General features: G+C 64.3%; 15 protein-coding genes. 4 read left to right on the top strand and 11 right to left on the bottom strand.

Going from position 1 to position 18977, the window contains the following annotated elements:
* Nucleotide 1 precedes the first annotated feature (1 nt).
* From mmsB to chvE, 3 genes are read right to left on the bottom strand one after another with little or no spacing between them, the layout of a single operon-like run.
* A complete protein-coding gene (gene mmsB, locus E2K76_RS09600; protein ID WP_136684080.1) occupies nucleotides 2-1180 on the bottom strand; it encodes a multiple monosaccharide ABC transporter permease in 1179 nt (392 codons plus the stop codon).
* Nucleotides 1167-2696 carry a multiple monosaccharide ABC transporter ATP-binding protein gene (mmsA, locus tag E2K76_RS09605; RefSeq protein ID WP_136684081.1) on the bottom strand — a complete coding sequence of 510 codons (1530 nt, stop codon included), beginning with the start codon at nucleotides 2694-2696 and terminating at the stop codon, nucleotides 1167-1169. The genes mmsB and mmsA overlap by 14 nt, the downstream gene beginning before the upstream one ends.
* A 46-nt stretch (nucleotides 2697-2742) precedes the next feature.
* On the bottom strand, nucleotides 2743-3801 hold the full coding sequence (chvE, locus tag E2K76_RS09610; RefSeq protein ID WP_136684082.1) for a multiple monosaccharide ABC transporter substrate-binding protein: 1059 nt from the start codon (nucleotides 3799-3801) through the stop codon (nucleotides 2743-2745).
* A 105-nt stretch (nucleotides 3802-3906) separates the two neighbouring features.
* Between chvE and E2K76_RS09615 the strand changes: the two genes are divergently transcribed.
* Entirely contained in the window at nucleotides 3907-4824 is a 918-nt protein-coding gene (locus tag E2K76_RS09615; protein WP_136684083.1) for a LysR family transcriptional regulator, read from the top strand.
* Here the strand turns inward: E2K76_RS09615 and lldD are convergent.
* Nucleotides 4810-5940 (bottom strand): FMN-dependent L-lactate dehydrogenase LldD, encoded by a 1131-nt coding sequence (gene lldD / locus E2K76_RS09620; RefSeq protein ID WP_136684084.1) that lies wholly within the window; start codon nucleotides 5938-5940, stop codon nucleotides 4810-4812. The two genes, E2K76_RS09615 and lldD, sit on opposite strands and share 15 nt — an antisense overlap.
* Nucleotides 5941-6059: 119 nt before the next feature.
* On the opposite strand from lldD, the gene E2K76_RS09625 reads away from it, so the two are divergent.
* Nucleotides 6060-6911 carry a DMT family transporter gene (locus E2K76_RS09625; protein WP_136684085.1) on the top strand — a complete coding sequence of 284 codons (852 nt, stop codon included), beginning with the start codon at nucleotides 6060-6062 and terminating at the stop codon, nucleotides 6909-6911.
* Between the two features lie 49 nt (nucleotides 6912-6960).
* On the top strand, nucleotides 6961-8406 hold the full coding sequence (locus E2K76_RS09630; protein WP_136684086.1) for a phospholipase D-like domain-containing protein: 1446 nt from the start codon (nucleotides 6961-6963) through the stop codon (nucleotides 8404-8406).
* Here E2K76_RS09630 and E2K76_RS09635 read toward each other — a convergent pair.
* From E2K76_RS09635 to E2K76_RS09645, 3 genes are read right to left on the bottom strand one after another with little or no spacing between them, the layout of a single operon-like run.
* Nucleotides 8403-9008, bottom strand: a complete 606-nt coding sequence (locus E2K76_RS09635; RefSeq protein ID WP_136684087.1) for a class I SAM-dependent methyltransferase — start codon at nucleotides 9006-9008, stop codon at nucleotides 8403-8405. The genes E2K76_RS09630 and E2K76_RS09635 overlap by 4 nt on opposite strands.
* A complete protein-coding gene (gene pssA, locus E2K76_RS09640; protein ID WP_136684088.1) occupies nucleotides 8998-9747 on the bottom strand; it encodes a CDP-diacylglycerol--serine O-phosphatidyltransferase in 750 nt (249 codons plus the stop codon). The genes E2K76_RS09635 and pssA overlap by 11 nt, the downstream gene beginning before the upstream one ends.
* Before the next feature lies 1 nt (nucleotide 9748).
* On the bottom strand, nucleotides 9749-10441 hold the full coding sequence (locus E2K76_RS09645) for a phosphatidylserine decarboxylase (RefSeq protein WP_136684089.1): 693 nt from the start codon (nucleotides 10439-10441) through the stop codon (nucleotides 9749-9751).
* A 137-nt stretch (nucleotides 10442-10578) separates the two neighbouring features.
* Between E2K76_RS09645 and E2K76_RS09650 the strand changes: the two genes are divergently transcribed.
* A complete protein-coding gene (locus E2K76_RS09650; protein WP_246032931.1) occupies nucleotides 10579-11676 on the top strand; it encodes an AI-2E family transporter in 1098 nt (365 codons plus the stop codon).
* An 18-nt stretch (nucleotides 11677-11694) separates the two neighbouring features.
* Here E2K76_RS09650 and E2K76_RS09655 read toward each other — a convergent pair whose 3' ends face one another.
* The 4 genes from E2K76_RS09655 to E2K76_RS09670 all read right to left on the bottom strand — a co-directional run bounded on the left by E2K76_RS09655 (nucleotide 11695) and on the right by E2K76_RS09670 (nucleotide 18977).
* Nucleotides 11695-12231 carry a VPLPA-CTERM sorting domain-containing protein gene (locus tag E2K76_RS09655; RefSeq protein WP_136684090.1) on the bottom strand — a complete coding sequence of 179 codons (537 nt, stop codon included), beginning with the start codon at nucleotides 12229-12231 and terminating at the stop codon, nucleotides 11695-11697.
* Nucleotides 12232-12262: 31 nt separating this feature from the next.
* On the bottom strand, nucleotides 12263-17464 hold the full coding sequence (locus E2K76_RS09660) for an ExeM/NucH family extracellular endonuclease (RefSeq protein WP_136684091.1): 5202 nt from the start codon (nucleotides 17462-17464) through the stop codon (nucleotides 12263-12265).
* Between the two features lie 107 nt (nucleotides 17465-17571).
* The gene (locus tag E2K76_RS09665; RefSeq protein ID WP_136684092.1) at nucleotides 17572-18306 is read right to left on the bottom strand and encodes an amino acid ABC transporter ATP-binding protein; all 735 of its coding nucleotides are present in this window, start codon (nucleotides 18304-18306) and stop codon (nucleotides 17572-17574) included.
* Nucleotides 18303-18977 (bottom strand): amino acid ABC transporter permease, encoded by a 675-nt coding sequence (locus E2K76_RS09670; RefSeq protein ID WP_136684093.1) that lies wholly within the window; start codon nucleotides 18975-18977, stop codon nucleotides 18303-18305. Before E2K76_RS09670 ends, E2K76_RS09665 begins: the two co-directional genes overlap by 4 nt.

The following is an 18977-nucleotide window of genomic DNA, read 5'->3' on the forward strand; positions in this document are numbered from 1 at the left end:
CTCAGCCCTGCTTGTTCTTGTTGTAAACATCGAAGATCACGGCAGCCAGCAGCACGAGGCCCTTGATGACCTGCTGATAGTCGATGCCGATCCCCAGGATGGACATGCCGTTGTTCATGACCCCCATGATGAAGGCGCCGATCACCGCGCCGACGATCTTGCCCGACCCGCCGGACATGGACGCCCCGCCGATGAAAACGGCCGCGATCACGTCCAGCTCGAACCCGACGCCAGCCTTCGGGGTCGCGGTGTTGAGGCGCGCGGCGAAGATCATGCCAGCCAGCGCCGCCAGCATACCCATGTTCACAAAGGTCAGGAAGGTCAGCCGGTCGGTGCGGATGCCGGACAGCTTGGCGGCCTTCTCGTTCCCGCCGATAGCATAGATGCGCCGCCCGATCGTCGTCGATTGCGTCAGGAAGGTATAGGCCGAAATCAGCACCGCCATCGTGATCAGCACGTTGGGCAGCCCGCGATAGGTTGCCAGAAGATAGCTGATGAACAACAGCGCGAAGCAGACCAGTGCGTTCTTCACCGCGAAGACGACGAAGGGTTCATCCTCGATCCCGTAACGCTGATGGCGGGCGCGGGCGCGAACCGACAGCCAGACGATCGCGGCGGCGGCCAGCGCGCCAAGGATCATCGCGGTCAGATTCGGCTTCTCATCCCGGAAGAAGTCCGGCACGAAACCTGTTGAAAGGGATTGGAAAAGCTTGGGGAACGGCCCGACCGACGCGCCCTCCAGCAGCCACAGCGTCAGGCCGCGGAAGACCAGCATCCCGGCCAGCGTCACGATGAAGGACGGGATGCGCCAATAGGCGATCCAGTAGCCCTGCGCCGCGCCGATCACCGCACCCGCGAGCAGGCAGGCGACGAAGACGACCGGCACCGGCAGTTGCCAATGTACGATCATCACAGCGGCCAGCGCGCCTACGAACCCCGCGACGGACCCGACCGACAGGTCGATATGGCCCGTGACGATCACCAGCAGCATCCCAAGCGCCATGATGATGATGTAGCTGTTCTGTAGGAACAGGTTCGTCAGGTTCACAGGGCGCAGAAGCGTGCCATCGGTCGCGACCTGAAAGAACACCATGATCAGCACAAGCGCGATCAGGATGCCGTATTCGCGCATGTTGCTGCGAAGATAGCTTCCCATCGTCGGCGTTTCAGTGACCGCCATGTTTATCCCCCCTCACGATCATCGACATGATCCTTTCCTGCGAGGCATCCTCGCGGGTCAATTCGCCCACGAAGGCCCCTTCGTTCATCACGTAAATCCGGTCGCACATGCCCAGAAGCTCCGGCATCTCGGACGAGATCATGACGATCCCCCGACCCTGTGCCGCCAACTCGTTGATGATGTTATAGATTTCAAATTTCGCGCCGACGTCGATGCCGCGCGTCGGCTCGTCCAGGATCAGCACTTTCGGGTCGGTGAACAGCCATTTCGACAGCACGACCTTCTGCTGGTTGCCGCCCGACAGGTTCATCACCTGCTGGAACACCCCCGGCGTGCGGATGCGCAGCGCGCGGCGATATTCCTCGGCCACCTGCCGTTCGGCGCCCCGGTCCAATACCGAACGGGTGGAAACCTTTTGAAGCGCCGACAGGGTGGTGTTGCGGATGATCGGATCTTCGAGGATGAGGCCAAGCCCCTTGCGATCCTCGGTCACATAGGCAAGGCCCGCATCGATGGCGCGGTTCACGGTCGCCGTATCGACCAACTGCCCCTCGATCTTCACCTGCCCCGAGATGTTCTGGCCATAGCTTTTGCCGAACACGCTCATCGCCAGTTCCGTGCGGCCCGATCCCATCAGGCCGGCGATGCCCACGACCTCGCCCGCCCGCACGTTGAACGAGACGTTCTTGATCATCTGCCGCTCGGCCTGTTCGGGGTGCCAGACGTTCCAGCCCTCGACCTCCATCAGCACCTTGCCGATCTTCGGCACCCTGTCGGGATAGCGGCTTTCCATGTCCCGCCCGACCATGTCGCGAATGATCCGCTCCTCGGAGATCGGGGTGGACATGGTGGAGACGGTCGCGCCATCGCGCAGCACTGTAACAGTGTCCGCCACACGGCGGATTTCATTCAGCTTATGCGATATGATGATAGAGGTGATCCCTTGGGATTTCAGCTCCAGCATCAGATCCAAAAGCTTCTGGCTGTCGTTTTCCTGCAAGCTGGCGGTCGGCTCGTCGAGGATCAGCAGCTTCACTTTCTTCGACAGCGCCTTGGCGATCTCCACCAACTGCTGCTTGCCGACGCCCAGCTTTCCCACCGGCGTCGTCGGCGCTTCGGACAGACCGACCTTTTTTAGCAGCTCTCGCGTGCGGGTATAGGTCTCGGGCCAGTCGATGACACCCCCATGGGTGATCTCGTTGCCCAGAAAGATATTCTCGGCAATGGACAGAAGCGGCACGAGGGCCAGTTCCTGATGAATGATGATGATCCCGCGATGTTCGCTGTCGGCGATGCCCTTGAACGCGACGGTGTCGCCTTCGTAATGGATGTCGCCGTCATAGCTGCCATGGGGATAGACCCCGGACAACACCTTCATCAGCGTGGATTTTCCGGCGCCGTTCTCGCCGCAGATGGCGTGGATCTCGCCCTGTGCGACGGACAGGTTGACGTTGGACAATGCCTTCACGCCGGGAAAGGTCTTGGTGATGCTGCGCATCTCCATGATGGCCGTCATGTGCCGCTCCTTCTTGGATGGCGGCCCCCGCAGGGGCCGCGCAGGCTCATTTCAGCTGGTCTTCGGTGTAATAGCCGGAATCGACCAGAACCTCTTTCAGGTTGGTCCCATCGACGGCGACCGGCTCCAGCAGATAGGACGGCACGACCTTGACGCCGTTGTTGTAGGTTTCGGTGTCGTTGATCTCGGGCTCGCCGCCCGACAGCACGGCATCGACCATGCCGACGGTGACCTTGGCCAGTTCGCGCGTATCCTTGAAGATGGTCGAATACTGCTCGCCCGCCTCGATGGATTTGACGGATTGGACCTCGGCATCCTGCCCGGTCACGATGGGCATTTCCTGATCGCCAGAGCCATAGCCGACGCCTTTCAGCGACGACAGGATGCCGATCGACAGCCCGTCATAGGGCGACAGCACCCCGTTCACTTCCTTGTCTGTATAGGTCGAGGACAGGATGTTATCCATCCGGCTTTGCGCGACGGCCGGGTCCCAACGCAGGGTACCGACGGTTTCCATGCCCATCTGGCCCGACCCGATCACGATCGACCCATCGTCGATCAGCGGCTGGATGACCGACATCGCACCGTTATAGAAGAAGAAAGCGTTGTTGTCGTCGGGCGAGCCGCCGAACAGTTCCACGTTCCAAGGCTTGGTGTCCGGGAAGCGTTCCTTCAGCCCGTTCACGAGGCTGGTCGCCTGCAGGACGCCCACCTGGAAGTTGTCGAACGTGGCGTAGTAGCTGACGTTTTCCGAGCCGTTGATCAGCCGGTCATAGGCGATGACCGGGATGTCGGCCGCCGCCGCATTTTCCAGCGCGTTGGTCAGGGTCGTGCCGTCGATGGACGCGATGACCAGAACGTTCACGCCCTTCACGATCATGTTCTCGATCTGCGACAGCTGGTTGGGGATATCGTCCTCGGCATATTGCAGGTCGGTCTCGTAACCGGCCTCTTGCAGCGCCTTGACCATGTTGTTGCCGTCGTCGATCCAGCGGGCCGAGGACTTCGTCGGCATCGCGATGCCAACCAAGCCCTTGTCCTGCGCCCCCGCCTGCAGCGCGAACAAAGAGACCGCCGTGGCGGCGACCAGAATCCTGAACGTCATGTAAACCTCCCGATGATGCGCCCTCCAAGCGCCTGAGAGAGAGCTAGCGCCCCGCGGACATATCAGGCAAATTACATTGACGCCCATTTGCATACCGAAACTGTCATGCACGATCCCAGCCTCAACCTGAAACTGAACCAGCTGCGCCTGATCGCGGCCATCGCAGAGCATGGCCAGCTTCAGATTGCGGCGGATATGCTGGCGATCAGCCAGCCCGCTGCCTCGCGGATGCTGGCAGAGGTTGAACGGGTCGTCGGCGGAACGCTGTTCGTCCGGCATCCGAAGGGGATGACGATGACGCTTCTGGGCCGGGTTCTGGCCCGTCGGGCGGCAGCGATGACCGTCGGGATGCAGGACATGGCGCGCGAATTGCAGCTTTTGCGCCAAGGCAAGGGCGGCGTGGTGCGCGTGGGATCGGTCACCGGGCCGGGGGTGGGATACCTCGTGCCTGCGATCCGGCAGCTGAAGGGCGCATCGCCGGATGTGGAGGTCATGGTGGACATCGCCCCTTCGACACAGCTTCTGCGCGGTCTGGTGGCGGGCGATTACGATTTCATCATCGGGCGGCTCTTGCCCGACAGCGACCGGGCCGATTTCTCGGTCGAGCCTGCGGGGCACGAGGTCGTCCGCTTTCTGGTGCGCCGGGATCATCCGCTGGCAAGCGTTCCGGCGCTGCCGCTGGCGGAACTGCGCAACTATGACTGGATCATCCAGGACCGCGGCACCCCGATCCGCGAGGTGGTGGATGCACGTATCGGCGGGACGGAACCGCGCGGGCTGATCACCACGACCTCGCTTCTGCTGATGGTGGCGCTGCTGCTGCAATCGAACGCGATCGCGCCGATGGCGCAGGAGGTGACGGACCTGATGACCGCCGCCCCCATCGGCGGTTTCGCGGCGCTGGATCTGGCCGAGGAGATCGTCGTGCCGCCCTATTTCATCATCGAGACGCGTGGGCGGCAGCTATCCCCCGCCGCCCAACGTCTCAAGGCATTGCTGCAAAGCGAGCTACACCAACGCTGAGCGGTCGATCTCGGCAATGGTGCGGCAGCCGGTCAGCGCCATCGCCACGCGCATCTCCTTTTCGATCAGAGTCAGGAGGTGCGACACGCCGGCGTGTCCGCCCACCGCCAGCGCGTAAAGATAGACGCGGCCCAGAAGCGTCATATCGGCACCGAGCGCCAGCATCCGCACCACGTCCAGTCCCGACCGGATACCGCCATCGGCGATGATTTTGATGTCGCCCTTCACCGCATCGGCGATGGGGGGCAAGGCACGTGCGGTCGACAGCACACCGTCAAGCTGCCGCCCACCATGGTTCGACACCACGATCCCGTCTGCCCCGAACCGCACCGCATCGCGCGCATCCTCGGGATCGAGGATGCCCTTGATGACGATCGACCCCTTCCAGAAATCGCGTATCCATTCCAGATCCTTCCAACTGATCGACGGATCGAAATTCGCGCCCAGCCAGCCGATGTAATCGGCCAACCCGGTCGGCTTTCCCAGATAGGCCGAGATGTTGCCCAGATCGTGCGGGCGGCCGTGCAGCCCCACATCCCATGCCCATTTCGGATGAAGCATCGCCTGAAGATATCGCCGCAAAGGCCCGCGTGGCCCCGACATTCCTGAACGCAGGTCGCGATACCGCGCGCCCGGAACCGGCATGTCCACCGTAAAGACCAGCACTTTCACGCCCGCCGCCTGAGCCCGTTCCAGCGCATTGCGCATGAAGGCGCGGTCGCGCAGCACGTAAAGCTGGAACCAGATCGGGCGGGCGGATGCGGCCTGCACCTCCTCGATCGGGCAGATGGAGACGGTGGAAAGGGTATAGGGGATGTTCTTCTCGGTCGCGGCCTTCACCGCCTGCACCTCTCCGCGCCGTGCATACATGCCGCCAAGACCGATAGGCGCGATGCCGACGGGCATGGACATCGTCTCGCCAAAGATGTCCAGCGAGGTGTCGAGCTTTTCCACGTCGCGCAGCACCCGTTGGCGCAAAGCGATGTCCAGCAGGTCGCTTTCGTTCCGCGCCAGAGTGCGCTCGGCATAGGCCCCGCCATCGGCATAGTGGAACAGGAATGGTGGCACGCGTCGCCGCGCGGCCTCCCGGTAGTCGGTGGATGCGGAAATGATCATGCTGCCCCCTTTTGCCCACAGGCTGCAACCTTTCGCGGCAAGGCGCAAGAATGGTGCTGGCCTTTCCCCGCAGTCCGCCTCAAAGTCGCGCCGGGGGAACGTCGGGGAGGGCGCAGACCATGACCGCAAAAGGCGGGAACGTCGCGCTTGCCGTGCTGCTGGCGAGCATGGCCGCCTTTCTGGGCGCGGTGGATGCCGCCATCGTCCGGTCCCTGGGCGGAGAGGTGCATCCCTTCATCATCGCCTTCTTTCGCGCGACGTTCGGGGCGCTCGCGGTGCTGCCGCTGGTGATCCGGCGCCCCTCGGTGCTGCGCAGCACCCACCCGCTGCGTCAGCACGCAATGCGCGCAGGGCTGAAGCTGCTGGCACTGATCGCCTTCTTCGCGGCCTTTGCGCGCGGGCCATTGACGGATGTGACGGCCATCGCCTTCACCTCGCCCATCTTCGTCGTGCTGGGTGCGACCGTCATGCTGGGCGAGCGGTTGACGCGGGCCAAGATCGCCGCGGCTGCCTTGGGTTTCATGGGCGCGATGTTGATCGTGGGGCCTGCGGGGTCGGGACCGTCGCTGGCGATCGGGCTTGCACTGTCGGGTGCGGCGCTGACAGCGCTGATCCAGCTGATGCTGAAATCCATGTCCTCCGGCGACCGGACGGATACGCTGGTGGTGCTGAACCTGCTGCTCAGCGCCCCGATCGCGCTGCTGATCGCCCTGCCCGTCTGGGACATGCCGGATCGGGCACAGTTCGGGCTTCTGGCGCTGCAAGGGGTGCTGGGCGCTGCGAACATGGCGCTGATGACCCACGCGATGAGCCTTGCCGATGCCTCGGTCGTGGCGCCGGTGGATTTTCTGCGCCTTCCGCTGGTGGCGCTGGTGGCATGGCTGGTCTTTGCCGAGACGGCGGCGGCGACCACCTGGGCGGGGGGTGCCATCATCTGCGCGGCTGCGCTTCTGGCATCGCGGGGACGTTGACGACGATGGGAGCGCGCCCTATCTTTGCGCGGGGCCAACAGGTTTGAAAATGCAGAATATTCTTCAACCGGAACGCAACTGTTGGCGGATCGGGACGGCGGACAGCTTCTCGGTCATCATTGACGCCGAAGATTACTTCAATGCTGCCCGCGACGCGATGAAGCGCGCGAAGAAAAGCGTCATGCTGATCGGCTGGGATTTCGATGCGCGGATACGCCTCGGATCACCGGGACAGAATGACGGCGCGCCGGATCAGCTTGGGGAATTCGTCCTTTGGCTGGTGGACCGCACGCCGGAACTGGAGGTGCGGCTGCTGCAATGGAACTCCGGCATGCTGAAGAACTGGCTGCGCGGGAACAACGCGTGGTATCTGCTGCGGTGGAAATGGCACAAGCAGATCTCGGCCCGGTTCGACGGCGTCCACCCGCCCGCCGGTTCGCACCACATGAAGCTGCTGGTGATCGACGACAGTATCGCATTCTGCGGCGGCATCGACATGACGATGAAACGCTGGGACAACCGCGAACATGCCGACGAACAGCCCGGGCGCACGACGCCATCGGGCAAGCAACTGGAACCATGGCACGATCTGGCCAGCATCTGCTCGGGCGAGAGTGCGAAGAACCTTGGCGATCTTGCCCGTCGCCGCTGGAAGCGCGCCACGGGCGAGACGCTGCCCGAGGTGGACGCCCCGCCGCTGGACTGGCCCGCCGCCATCACTCCGCTGGCCGCCCCGGCACAGGTCGCGGTGGCGCGGTCCCGCCCCGAGATGAAGGATCAGTCCCCGATCCGAGAGATCGAGACCCTGTATCTGGATATGATCGGCGCGGCCAAGGCGCTCATCTATGCCGAAAGCCAGTATTTCGCCTCTCGCCGCGTTGCGTCCGCATTGGCCAAACGGCTGGAGGAGCCTGACGGCCCCGAGGTCGTCATCATCAACCCCGTCAGCGCCGATGGCTGGTTGGAGCCTCTGGCGATGGACACCGCCCGCGCGCGGCTGGTGGAATCGCTGCGTCACCACGATCCGCATGGGCGGTTCGGCATCTATCATCCGGTGACGAAGGCGGGCCAGCCGATCTATGTCCATGCCAAGCTGATGATCGTGGACGACCGGCTGTTGCGGATCGGTTCGTCGAATTTCAACAACCGTTCGATGCGGCTGGATTCCGAATGCGACGTGGCACTGGACGCGATGGGCGAGGAGGCGCTGTCGGCCAGCCTGCGCGCGCTGCGGGACGATCTGCTGGCCGAACATCTGGGATGCCGACCCGAGCAGGTCACGGATGCCTATCGCGAAAGCGGGTCGATGCTGGCCACCATCGAATCCCTGCGCGGCAAGGGACGGTCGTTGATCCCCTATGAGACTCCGAACCTGTCAGCGGTCGAAGCATGGCTGGCGGATAACGAAATCCTGGACCCCGACGGCCCGGACGAGATATTCGAGGCGTTGTCGAAACGCGGGCTGTTCCGTGGCAGGCTGCGCCGCCCGACCTAGAGGCGTTCCAGCAGCAGCCAGGTCATCAACCCGGCGGGTGGCAGCGGCGCGCGCTCCACCTCGCGCAGGCGCGGATCGCCCAGCACCCGTTCGATGGGGAAATCGGACTGCCAACCGAGCTGGTCTTCCAGCGGACGAAACAGCCGCTCGGCCGCCGCCAGAACGCCGCGGGTGGCTGAAAAGTGGTTGACGATCACCACCTGCCCGCCCGGACGGCAGACGCGGGCCATCTCGGTCACGACCTTCTCCGGCTCGGGCACGACCGACAGGACATGCATCGCGGCAACCGTGTCGAAACTGCCATCGGGGAAATCGAGCGCCCGCGCGTCCATCTGGCGCAGCGTCACGTTCGGCAGCGCCGCCGCCTTTTCATGCGCCCGTTCCAGCATGTCGTGCGAGAAATCGATTCCCGTGATCTCCACCCCCGGACCGTAGAGCGGCAGCACCAGCCCGGTGCCGACGCCCACCTCCAGCACCCTGCCCCCGCGCGCGGTCACATGGGCTGCGGCGCGGCGGCGCCCGGCATTGGTCACGCGCCCGAACGTCGCGTCATAGACCGGCGCCCAGCGGCGATAGGAGGCTGTCACTGCCTCAGGTTTCATCGCGAACCTCCGTCTTTTGCCACTTCACCACCGACCAGATCACCACGCACAGATAGGCGGCGTTCAGCACGACCAGCGTTTCCCACGGCCAGGTGAACAGCACCCCTGCCGCCGCGACGAACAAGACCAGCAGATAGGGCATCTTGTCGGACGGGATGCGCAGCAGCTTCAGCGACGGCGTGGGAATGCGCGAGATCATCAGAAGCGCCACGCCCATCAGCCACAGCGCCACCAGAACGCCGGGAAGCTCCGGCAGGGTCGGGAAGGCACGATCGAACGCGACCGGCATCAGCGCCAGCATGGCCCCGGCGGGCGAGGGCACGCCGGTGAAGCCGGGGCTGGGCCCGTCGGACTTTGCCCCCACGTTGAACCGCGCCAGCCGCAGAACGCAGCAGATGACATAGACCAGCACCGCGATCCAGCCGAGCCGGCTCAGCCCATGGAGGGTCGAGAAATAGGTCAGCAGCGCCACCGCCACGCCGAAGTTCAGAAAATCGGCCAGCGAGTCGAGTTCCGCACCGATGGCGCTTTCGCTGCGAAGCATCCGCGCCATGCGCCCGTCCAGACCATCCAGAACGGCGGCCAGCAGGATCAGGCCCACCGCCTCGGGGATGCGGCCTTCGATGGAAAAGCGGATGGCGGTCAGCCCGGCGCAGATGGCGCCAAGCGTGATGAGGTTGGGCAGAAGCTGCCCAAGGGAAAGACGTCGCGACCGTTGAACGCGGCGACGCACCGGCATCTCAGTCCGCCCGGAAATGACGCGCGCCGCGGATGGTGTCCAGCTCGGCCAGCACCGTCTCGCCCGCGATCATGATCTGACCTTCGGACACGAGCGGAGCGACGCCCTGCGGCAGATAGACATCCAGCCGCGATCCGAAGCGGATCAGCCCGAACCGCTCTCCCGCGCGAAGCTGCGCGCCTTCCTGCACGAAAGGCAGGATACGCCGCGCGACCAGACCCGCGATCTGCACACAGGCAACCTCGCGCCCGTCATGCAGCCGGATGCGCAGGGCGTTGCGTTCGTTGTGCTCGGACGCCTTGTCCAGCGAGGCGTTGAAGAATTTCCCCGGCGTATAGGCCATGCGGACCAGCTGGCCCGAGACGGGAGCGCGGTTCACATGGACGTTGAACACCGACATGAAGATCGAGATGCGCGTCATCGGCACACGCTCCATCCCCAATTCCGGCGGCGGCACCACATCCACGATCTGCGAGATGACGCCATCGGCGGGGCTGATGACCAGATCCTCGCCCACCGGGACCTGCCGGACCGGGTCGCGGAAGAAGTAATAGCACCAGACGGTCAGCACGACGCCAAGCCAGCCCAAAGGCTCCCACACGAGGAACAGCACGAAGGTTATCGCGGCGAAGATGCCGACGAACCTCCACCCCTCGGGGTGCATCGGCTTCAGCACGACGTCTTTCATGTGCATCTGGGCGGCTCTCCTTCTACGCGTGTTCGGGTTAAGGGCTTATGACGCAGATCACAACTCTTGAATTCATGCGGCCTTGAACCATTGCGCCCGGACCCTCGCGCTGTATCGTGGCATCCGCAGGCAGGAGGACCGACGTGAGCCAGAATTTCGGCGAAGAAGACCACGAAAGCGCGACCGTCATCATCAGCGACATCTCGGCCGCGCGCTGGCTGCTTCTTCTGATCCTTGCGGCCTCGGTCTATTTCTTCCACGGCTTCCTCGTGCCGGTCCTCGCGGCGATGATCGTGGCCTTTGCCAGCTGGCCCCTGATGCGCTGGATCGAACGGAACACCGGGCTCGGCCGGATCTGGGTGACGATCCTGATGATCCTCATCATCGTCGGCTTTCTGGTCGTGCCGATCACCTTCGCGCTGATCTATGCCTTGGGCGAATTACGGGTCTGGATCGACTGGGGGCTTGAGGTGAACGCGGTCGGCGCGCCGACACCGGGCTGGATTGCGGGGCTGCCGCAGGTCGGCATCTGGCTGGACGAGCAATGGCTGCGCTTCATCGGCAAACCGGGGGCGATTGCGGAACTGGTGCAGCTGACCACCGGCAGCAATATCGGCGCGATCTATCGCGCGATCCTTGCGGCGGGGAACATGGCGATCCATCTGGCGCTGAACCTTCTGTTCATGCTGATCGCGCTTTTCATCTTTTATCGCGATGGGGAAAACATAGCGGCGCAGCTTGACGTGATCGGCGGGCGCATCCTGCCTTCGCGGTGGGATCGGCTGTCGCGCATGGTGCCGCTGACCATCAGCGCGACCGTGACCGGCATGACCCTGATCGCGATCGGCGAGGGGGTGATCCTTGGCGTCGCCTATTGGGTCGCCGGGGTGCCGTCGCCGGTGATGCTGGGCGTGCTGACGGGCTTCATGGCGCTGATCCCGGGCGGCGCGCCTTTGTCCTTTACGCTGGTCTCGATCTATCTTGTGGCCAGCGGCAGCCCGTTCGCAGGGGTCGCGCTGTTCGTTTGGGGCACGGTGGAATTGTTCACGGTGGACAAGACGATCCGCCCGGTGCTGATCGGCGGGCCGGTGAAGATGCCGTTCCTGCCGACATTCTTCGGCCTGATCGGCGGGGTGAAGACGATGGGCATCGTGGGGCTGTTCGTCGGGCCGGTGCTGATGGCGCTTCTGGTCGCGATCTGGCGGGAATGGGCCTATGATGACGATGGGGCGCGGCCCTGACAGGCCGCGCCGGAAGCATCAGCGGCGGCGGCGCAGCGCCAGCGCGGCAAGGCCGGAGCCCAGCAGCACGATCCCGGCCGGCAGCGGAACCGGGGCCGGAGCCTCGCCGCCCTGAGCGAACAGGCTGACCTCATAGCTGGCGCCGTCGATGGGCAGTTCGAACCCGCCGAAGAAGAACATCTCGACCGACAGAAGCGGGCCGAAGGCTGCGGCGGCAGCGCCGGTCAGATTGCCGAAGGACAGCGTCACGAGGTCGTCCCCGAAGCTGACGCCCGACAGATCGCCGTAAAGCAACTCGCCCTCGTCACCGCGCAGGGTGAAGGAGCCGGTGGCGGTGGTCAGCGGGCTGGCGGTGTCGAACACAACCGACAGATCGGCCAGCAGGCTTTCACCATAACCGTCGGCCACGGCATCGGCGCTGTCGATCAGGAAATCGCCGGTGCCTTCGGTCTCAAGATAGAAGCCGGTCGCGACGGGCACGTCGATGACGGCGGCGGCAGCCGGGACGGCCAGCAGGAATGCTGCGGAAAGGGCAGCGGATGCAAACTTGAACATGGTCACTTTTCCTATGGAATGGGATGGGCGCTTACGCGCCCACCAGCGGGAATTCGTCGATGAAGGTCAGGTTGTCGGCGGTGATGCCGTTGCCGCGGACATAGATCGCGTCGTCGCGGCCCAGCGGATCGTCCAGATAGACGACGGCCGTGCCGCCCGCCATCTTGATCGAGGAGACCGAAACCCCCTCGCCCAGTGCAATGGCATCGACGCCGACCTCGTAGTCCATGATCGTGTCGCGCGCCCGCACACCGTCCAGCGCCTCGGAGCCGAAGAAGAACACGTCCGCGCCAGTGCCGCCGGTCATCACGTCGTTGTTGCCTGCGCCCGAGGCGATGAAGTCAGCGCCATCGGTGCCGACCAGGTTGTCGCGACCTGCCGAGCCGAAGATGAATTCGAACTCCGGCTCGTCGATGACGGTATCGTCGCGCAGGTTCAGGTTCTGGATGCGGTCGTCGGTGGACGGCCCGCCATCGGCCGTGTCGAAGGCGGTTTCCTCGGTGCCGTGAACCTCGGCCAGATATTCGGCGAAGGCGTCCTGTTCGCTGCCGTTGTCGGCGAAAGTGGCCGCGCCGTCACGCGCGTCTTCCAGCAGGTCCACACGGTCACGTCCGCCCCCCGCCGGGAAGGGATAGCCATCGCCGCCGTCTGCCATGAAGCCCAGCGTCACGACGCGGACCAGACCTTCGGCATCGCCCACCAGCGCGCCGTCACGCACCAGCACATCAAGATCCTTGCCATCCGCGTCGGTGATCGCCGCGCTGATGATCCGCTCGCCTGCGGGCAGGTCGGGATCGAAGGCAAGCTGGATGCCCGACATCTGGGCGAACTGGCCGCCACCCACCGCCGCGACGCCGTATTCCAGCACCGTCAGCAGTTCCGCGCGGGTCAGCGTGACCAGCGACAGGGCGTTGTTGAAGGCCAGCGCCGCCGCGATGTCGGCTTGGCTGATGCCGCCCTCGGGTTTGATGACGTTGCCGGCGCTGTCCAGCAGCTCTCCGTTCGGGCCGCGCACGAAGTCGGTGCCGCCCGCCGGAACGGTCGTCTCGCCGATGGAGGCGCGGATGCCGCCGCCGTTCTTGATCGACACTGTTACCGTCTCGTCGATCTTCTGGGCATAGTGCAGGTTGGCATCAGCGGTCAGGTTGCCGAGGTTGGTTTCCTGGCTACGCACGCCGTCCGGGTCGTCGGCGAGGCCGGTGCCGGTGCGGTTGCCGTTCAGGAACACGTTCGACACGCCGAAGACGTTGCCTTGGGTTTCGATGATCTGCGCTTCGATGGCGTCGGCGATAGCCTGAACCTCGGCATCCACCATGTCTTCGGCACCAAGGGCGGCAACGCCCGCATCGTCGGTGGCATAGGCGCCCGACACTTCGGGGTCATAGCTGTCCGCGATGATGTTGCCGTCCTTGTCGAAGTCCACGACCAGACGCCCGACGTATTTGTAATTGCCGTCGGTGTTGACCACGGCCGTCATCCCGCCATCGGCGTTCTGCAGGAAGGTCGGGTATTGGCCTTGGGCTTCCTCGTCACCGATGGGGGTGTCGTTTTCGTCCAGCAGGCGCGTGTTCGACCCGCCCGCCACGATCACGTCCACGCCCGACAGGCGCGAGGCGAGTTCGAACTCGACGTCGATCACCTGCATATGGGCCAGCAGGATGACCTTGTTCATGGTCGGGTTGGCGGCAAGGATCGCGTCAACCTCGGACTGGATGTCGGCGGCCAGCGCGTCGAGTTCCGCCGAAGTCGGGGTCGTGCCCGCCCATGCCGGCTCTACCGTCACGCCGCCGGTCGAGGAGATGCGCGCCAGCGTCGGCGTGGTCGCCCCGACGATGCCGATCAGCTCGCCGCCCTTTTCGACCACCTTGGAGTTCGCGATCTTGCCCGACACCGCCAGCGGCGCAAGGTTCGGGTCGGTCGAGACATCGAGGTTGGTCGACAGATACGGCATGTCGGTGCCGGTGAAATCCTTGCCTTCCAGCGAGGTTCCGACCAGCGCGTCGAAGTTCCCCACCGCATCGCCCGAGATCAGGCCCGCCAGTTCCGCCGTGCCCTTGTCGAACTCGTGGTTGCCCAGCGCGATGGCCTCGAAGCCCAGCTCGTTCTGGATCTGGATGTCGCCGATGCCGCCCGATCCGAAAACAGCGCCCGATGCGTCATAGAACGCGCCCGGAATGATCGCATCGCCCGAGGAGACGCGCAGGGTATTGTCCGCAATGCCGTCATTGCCCAGATCCTGCGCCTCCAGCGCGTTCATCACGGCAGATGCGTTCGGGGCGTGGACGATGGAGGATCCGTTGCCCTCTTGGTCGGACATGTGCAGCAGTTCCAGCGTGAACACGTCTGGTTCTTCCTCTTTGCCAAGGTCGAGCCCGACGACGATCGGATCGTGGTCCGATGCCCGCCATGCGTCGCCGGTGTACAGCGCCTTGTCGCGCCCGAAATCGGTGTTGTAGTCCAGCGCGTCGGCCTCGTCGGCGTTGGCGTTCCAATATTGCGCGCCCGTGACCTGCCCCTTCAGGCTGCCATTGGCGATCGCATAGTCCAGCGTGCCCTGCTGGCCGTCGAAGACATAGCTGATGCCGGTGGGATCGAACTCGGCCCCCAGATCGGTGTAATCGTCGGCGGTGCCAAGAACGCCGTCCGCGCCAGATCGGATCGCGGTGATCGGGTCTTCCATGCGATAGGCGTTCAGATCGCCAAGGATCAGCACATCCTCCTCGCCGGTGCCGGTCGGGTTCGTCGCCAGCCAGTCGACCAGTGCCTCGGCAGCGGCAGTGCGGACGTTGGACGAGGCGCTTTGCCCGTCGCCGATGTCTACATCGCCGTCCACAGCAGAACTCTTGGATTTCAGGTGGTTGATGACCGCAGTGAAGCTTTCGCCCGAAGCCTTTTCGGTGAAAGTCTGCGCGATCGAGGCGCGCTGCGTGTTCTCGGTCTGGAAGCGGCTGTCCACGGTTTCGTCAAGGATCGCGAAGTCGCCGGTCAGATCGACGGTTTCATAGTTGTAGAGGAAGCCGTTCTTGATCGCATCGCCTTCGACCGCGCCGCCCATCGCCCCTTCGATCACGCCCGCATCCACGAAGGCATAGGTGCCGCCCGCCGCATTCAGGGCCGAGACCAGGGCGATCAGCGAGGTGGAGCCTTGCGGGTCGTTCTCGATCTCCGTCAGGCCGATGACGTCCGCGTCGATGGAATTGATCATCGCGACCAGCTTGGCTTCCTGACGCGCAAACTCCTCGGCGTTGTTCGCGCCGCGCGGGTCCTGATTGCCGGCCGGGCCGGTGCCGCCATTGATCGTCGTGAAATAGTTCAGCACGTTCAGGCTTGCGACCTTGAGCGAACCGCCGACTTCAGGCACATCCTCGCGCGGGTTTTCGCGCGACAGGTCCGCTTCGGGCAGGTGAATGCGGTATTCCGGCTCCTCGCTGGACGAGGCGCTGTCTTCCGAGAAGCTGATGACGCCGGTGATATTGGTGAAGCTGTCGCCCATGCGGATGGTATTGTCCGCTGCCATCGCGCCCGCGCCGGGGATGTTCAGCTCGGCCGGGTTCTGCGCGTTGGTGCCGTCATCCAAGACAAGCGAGCGGGCGGCGACGTCCTGAAGGTGCTGCTCATACCCTTCGACGCTGGGCGCGTTGACTTGAGTGAACGTGTCGATGCGCCCGTCCGAGGACACGCGGATCGTGCCGAAACGGTCGGTCTGGAACAGCTCGCCCACGGTCATTTCCTGCTGCACCGTGACGCGCATCCCCTCATAGGCTTCGAGGTTCGCGACGTAATCGCCATCAGCATCGCGCAGGACGGTGGCGGTGGGGAATTCGATGGCGACGGCGGTCGGCAGCGCGTTGCCGCTCGATTCCACCGTGACGCTGGCGGGGGTCAGGCCGGTTTCGCCGCCGAACTCGCCCACGCGGCCCTCGACGGTGACCAGATCGCCCACGGCGACATTGGCAGTGCCGCGGATGAAGATGCCTTCGGAGGTCGTGGCGTCGCCATCGGCATCCGCATCCTCCTCCTGCACGTAATAGCCGCCAAGGCCCGGCACGATCTGTGTGACGATGCCCTGAATGCGCACGTCCTGACCCAGCAGTTCGCTTTCATCCGCAGCGCCCGCGACGCCGACCAGGGTGCCGTTCGCAAAGCTGGTGGAGCCTTGGATCTCATGGATCTTCACATCGGCATATTCGCCCGCCGCCGTCGTTCCGGCATTGGGCGTGTTCACCGCCGGGTCGTTGTTGAAGTCCAGTTGCGCGAAACCGTCACCGTCGCGGCGGAAGCCTGCCGGCAGGAAGGTGCCGTCGGGGCCGACGACCGGGGCGTCGAAATGGAAGAATTCGGCGCTTTCGCCATCGGTCACGCCCACGGCATCCACCGCAACCGGGGTTCCGGCGTCAAGCGAGGCCGTTTCCACCAGCGCGATGGTATAGCTGGAGTTTTCAATGAAATCGGCGGCGATCTCCACGTTCGGCGTGACGCCGAAGGTCGAGGCGACCAGCGAATTGCCGACCAGCAGCACGCCGTTGTCACCCATGACATGATCGGCGGTGAAGTCGAAACGTTTGTCGATCTGGCCGTTCGAGGCGATGTCGTCGGATTCCACGACGATCAGGCTGAACCCTTCCAGCGACTGGCCGGGCGTGCCGCTCAGTTCGATATATTCCGGGTCCGCGCCCGTGGTCGATCCGAGGACGGCTTCGATCCGCAGTGGGATCTCGGCGGCGAACTCACCCACCGGGAAGGGGTTCGGGGCCGAAGCATTCGTCGCCTGCCCGTCCGTCGCGTTGATCCCCGAGAAGGACCATTGCGCAGCGTCGAAGCTTGGCGTCGGCAGGCTGCCCGGCTTGCGTGCGGCCCAGCCGTCAAGATAGTCCCATGCCGTGCCGGTGCCGTCCACGTCGGGCTGGCCGAAGCTGTCCACCAGCGCCTCGCCTTGGAACAGTTCCACCGCGTCGTCGCCGTTCACCGACAGCACGCCCGAGGTGAAGTCCGGATCGAAGCCGAAATAGGTGTTGAAGCCCGCCGCCTCGGTCGAGACATAGATGTGGCTGCCCTTCGCCGCGGAACCGGACAGCGCGAATTCCGGCCCGTCCGACCCGCCACCGTTATTCGCCGCGCCGATGGAATATTCGGACAGGTCCGCAATATCGTTCAGGACATAAAGTTCGATCGCTTTGGGCAGACCACCCGAAAGCGGCCCGTCGATGATGCCGGTGATGATGAGATTGGACATGCCACGCCTCGACTCTTGAATGAAAATCCGGGCGAAGGTGGCAGGGTTCGTTAACAGTTTCTAAAGGTTTGGGTGACGTATTTGTGAATGGTTAACATTCTACGTGATCAACGGGTTACGCGGCGCAGGAAGCTGCGGGTGCGTTCATCCTGCGGCGCTTCGAACACCTGCGCTGGCGGGCCTTGTTCGACGATGCGGCCCCCGTCCATGAAGATGACGCGGTCCGCGATTTCCCGCGCGAATTGCATCTCGTGGGTGACGATCAGCATGGTCTGGCGGCGTTCGGCCACGCGGCGCATCAGGTCCAGCACCTCGCCCACCCATTCCGGGTCGAGCGCCGATGTCGGCTCGTCGAACAGCATCAGGTCGGCATCCAGCGCCATCGCGCGCCCGATCCCCACGCGCTGCTGCTGCCCGCCCGACAGCGCGGCGGGAAAGCTGTTCGCCTTCTCCGTCAGTCCGGTTTCGGCAAGGATCGCGTCGGCACGCGCTTCCGCCTCGGCGCGGGGGCGGCGCTGGACGGTGACCAGCGCCTCGGTGATGTTCTGCCGCGCGGTCTTGTTGGCGAACAGGGCGTAGTTCTGGAATACGAAGGCCGTCCGCCGCCGCAGCCCCAGAATCTGCGCGCGGCTGGCATGGGCGGCATCGACGGTCAAATCGCCCACCTGAATGGTGCCCGCATCGGGTCGGTCAAGGAAGTTGATGCAGCGCAGCAGCGTCGATTTGCCCGTGCCCGACGGGCCGATCACCACAACGCGCTCCCCCTGGTCGATGGTCAGGTCGATGCCGTTCAGCACCGTCGTTTCCCCGAACCGTTTGGTCAGCCCCTGAAGCCGGATCATCGCGTGAACGCCCTGTTGAGTGAAAACTCCAGCCGCTTCTGCGCGAAAGACAGCGCCTCGACGATGGCCCAATAGATCAGCGCGACGACGATGAAAGCCTCGAAATACAGAAAGCTGCCCGCCGCCTCCTTCTGCGTCGCGCCCATCATTTCCGTCACGCCCAGCGTGAAGGCCAGCGAGGTGCTTTTGATCATGTCGATGAAATAGTTGACCAGCGTCGGTGCCGCGACCCGCGCCGCCTGCGGCAGCACGATCCGGCCCATCATCTGCATGCGGGTCATGCCGACGGCCTCGGCCGCCTCCCACTGGCTGCGATCAACACCGATGATGGCGGCGCGGATCGATTCCGCCATGTAGGCCGAAAAATGCAGCGTCAGCCCGATGATCGCCGCCTGAACCCCGGTCATGTTGGTCAGGAACGGCAGCATCTGCGGCAGGCCGTAATAGAACAGGAACAGCTGCACCAGAAGTGGCGTGCCGCGGAAGAAGCTGATGAACAGCACGACGATGCTGTCCAGCACCGGAATGCGGGCCACCCGCTCCATCGCCAGAAGGCTGGCCAGCACCAGCGCGCAGACCATCGAGATCACCGCCATGAACAGTGTCAGCGGCAGGTAGCCCAGAAGAATGGGTACCAGACCAAGCATGAAGTCGAGGTCCAGTGCCCTCAT

Origin of the sequence: Falsirhodobacter xinxiangensis (assembly GCF_004959935.1) — a bacterium.
Classification (GTDB): Bacteria; Pseudomonadota; Alphaproteobacteria; order Rhodobacterales; family Rhodobacteraceae; genus Falsirhodobacter; species Falsirhodobacter xinxiangensis.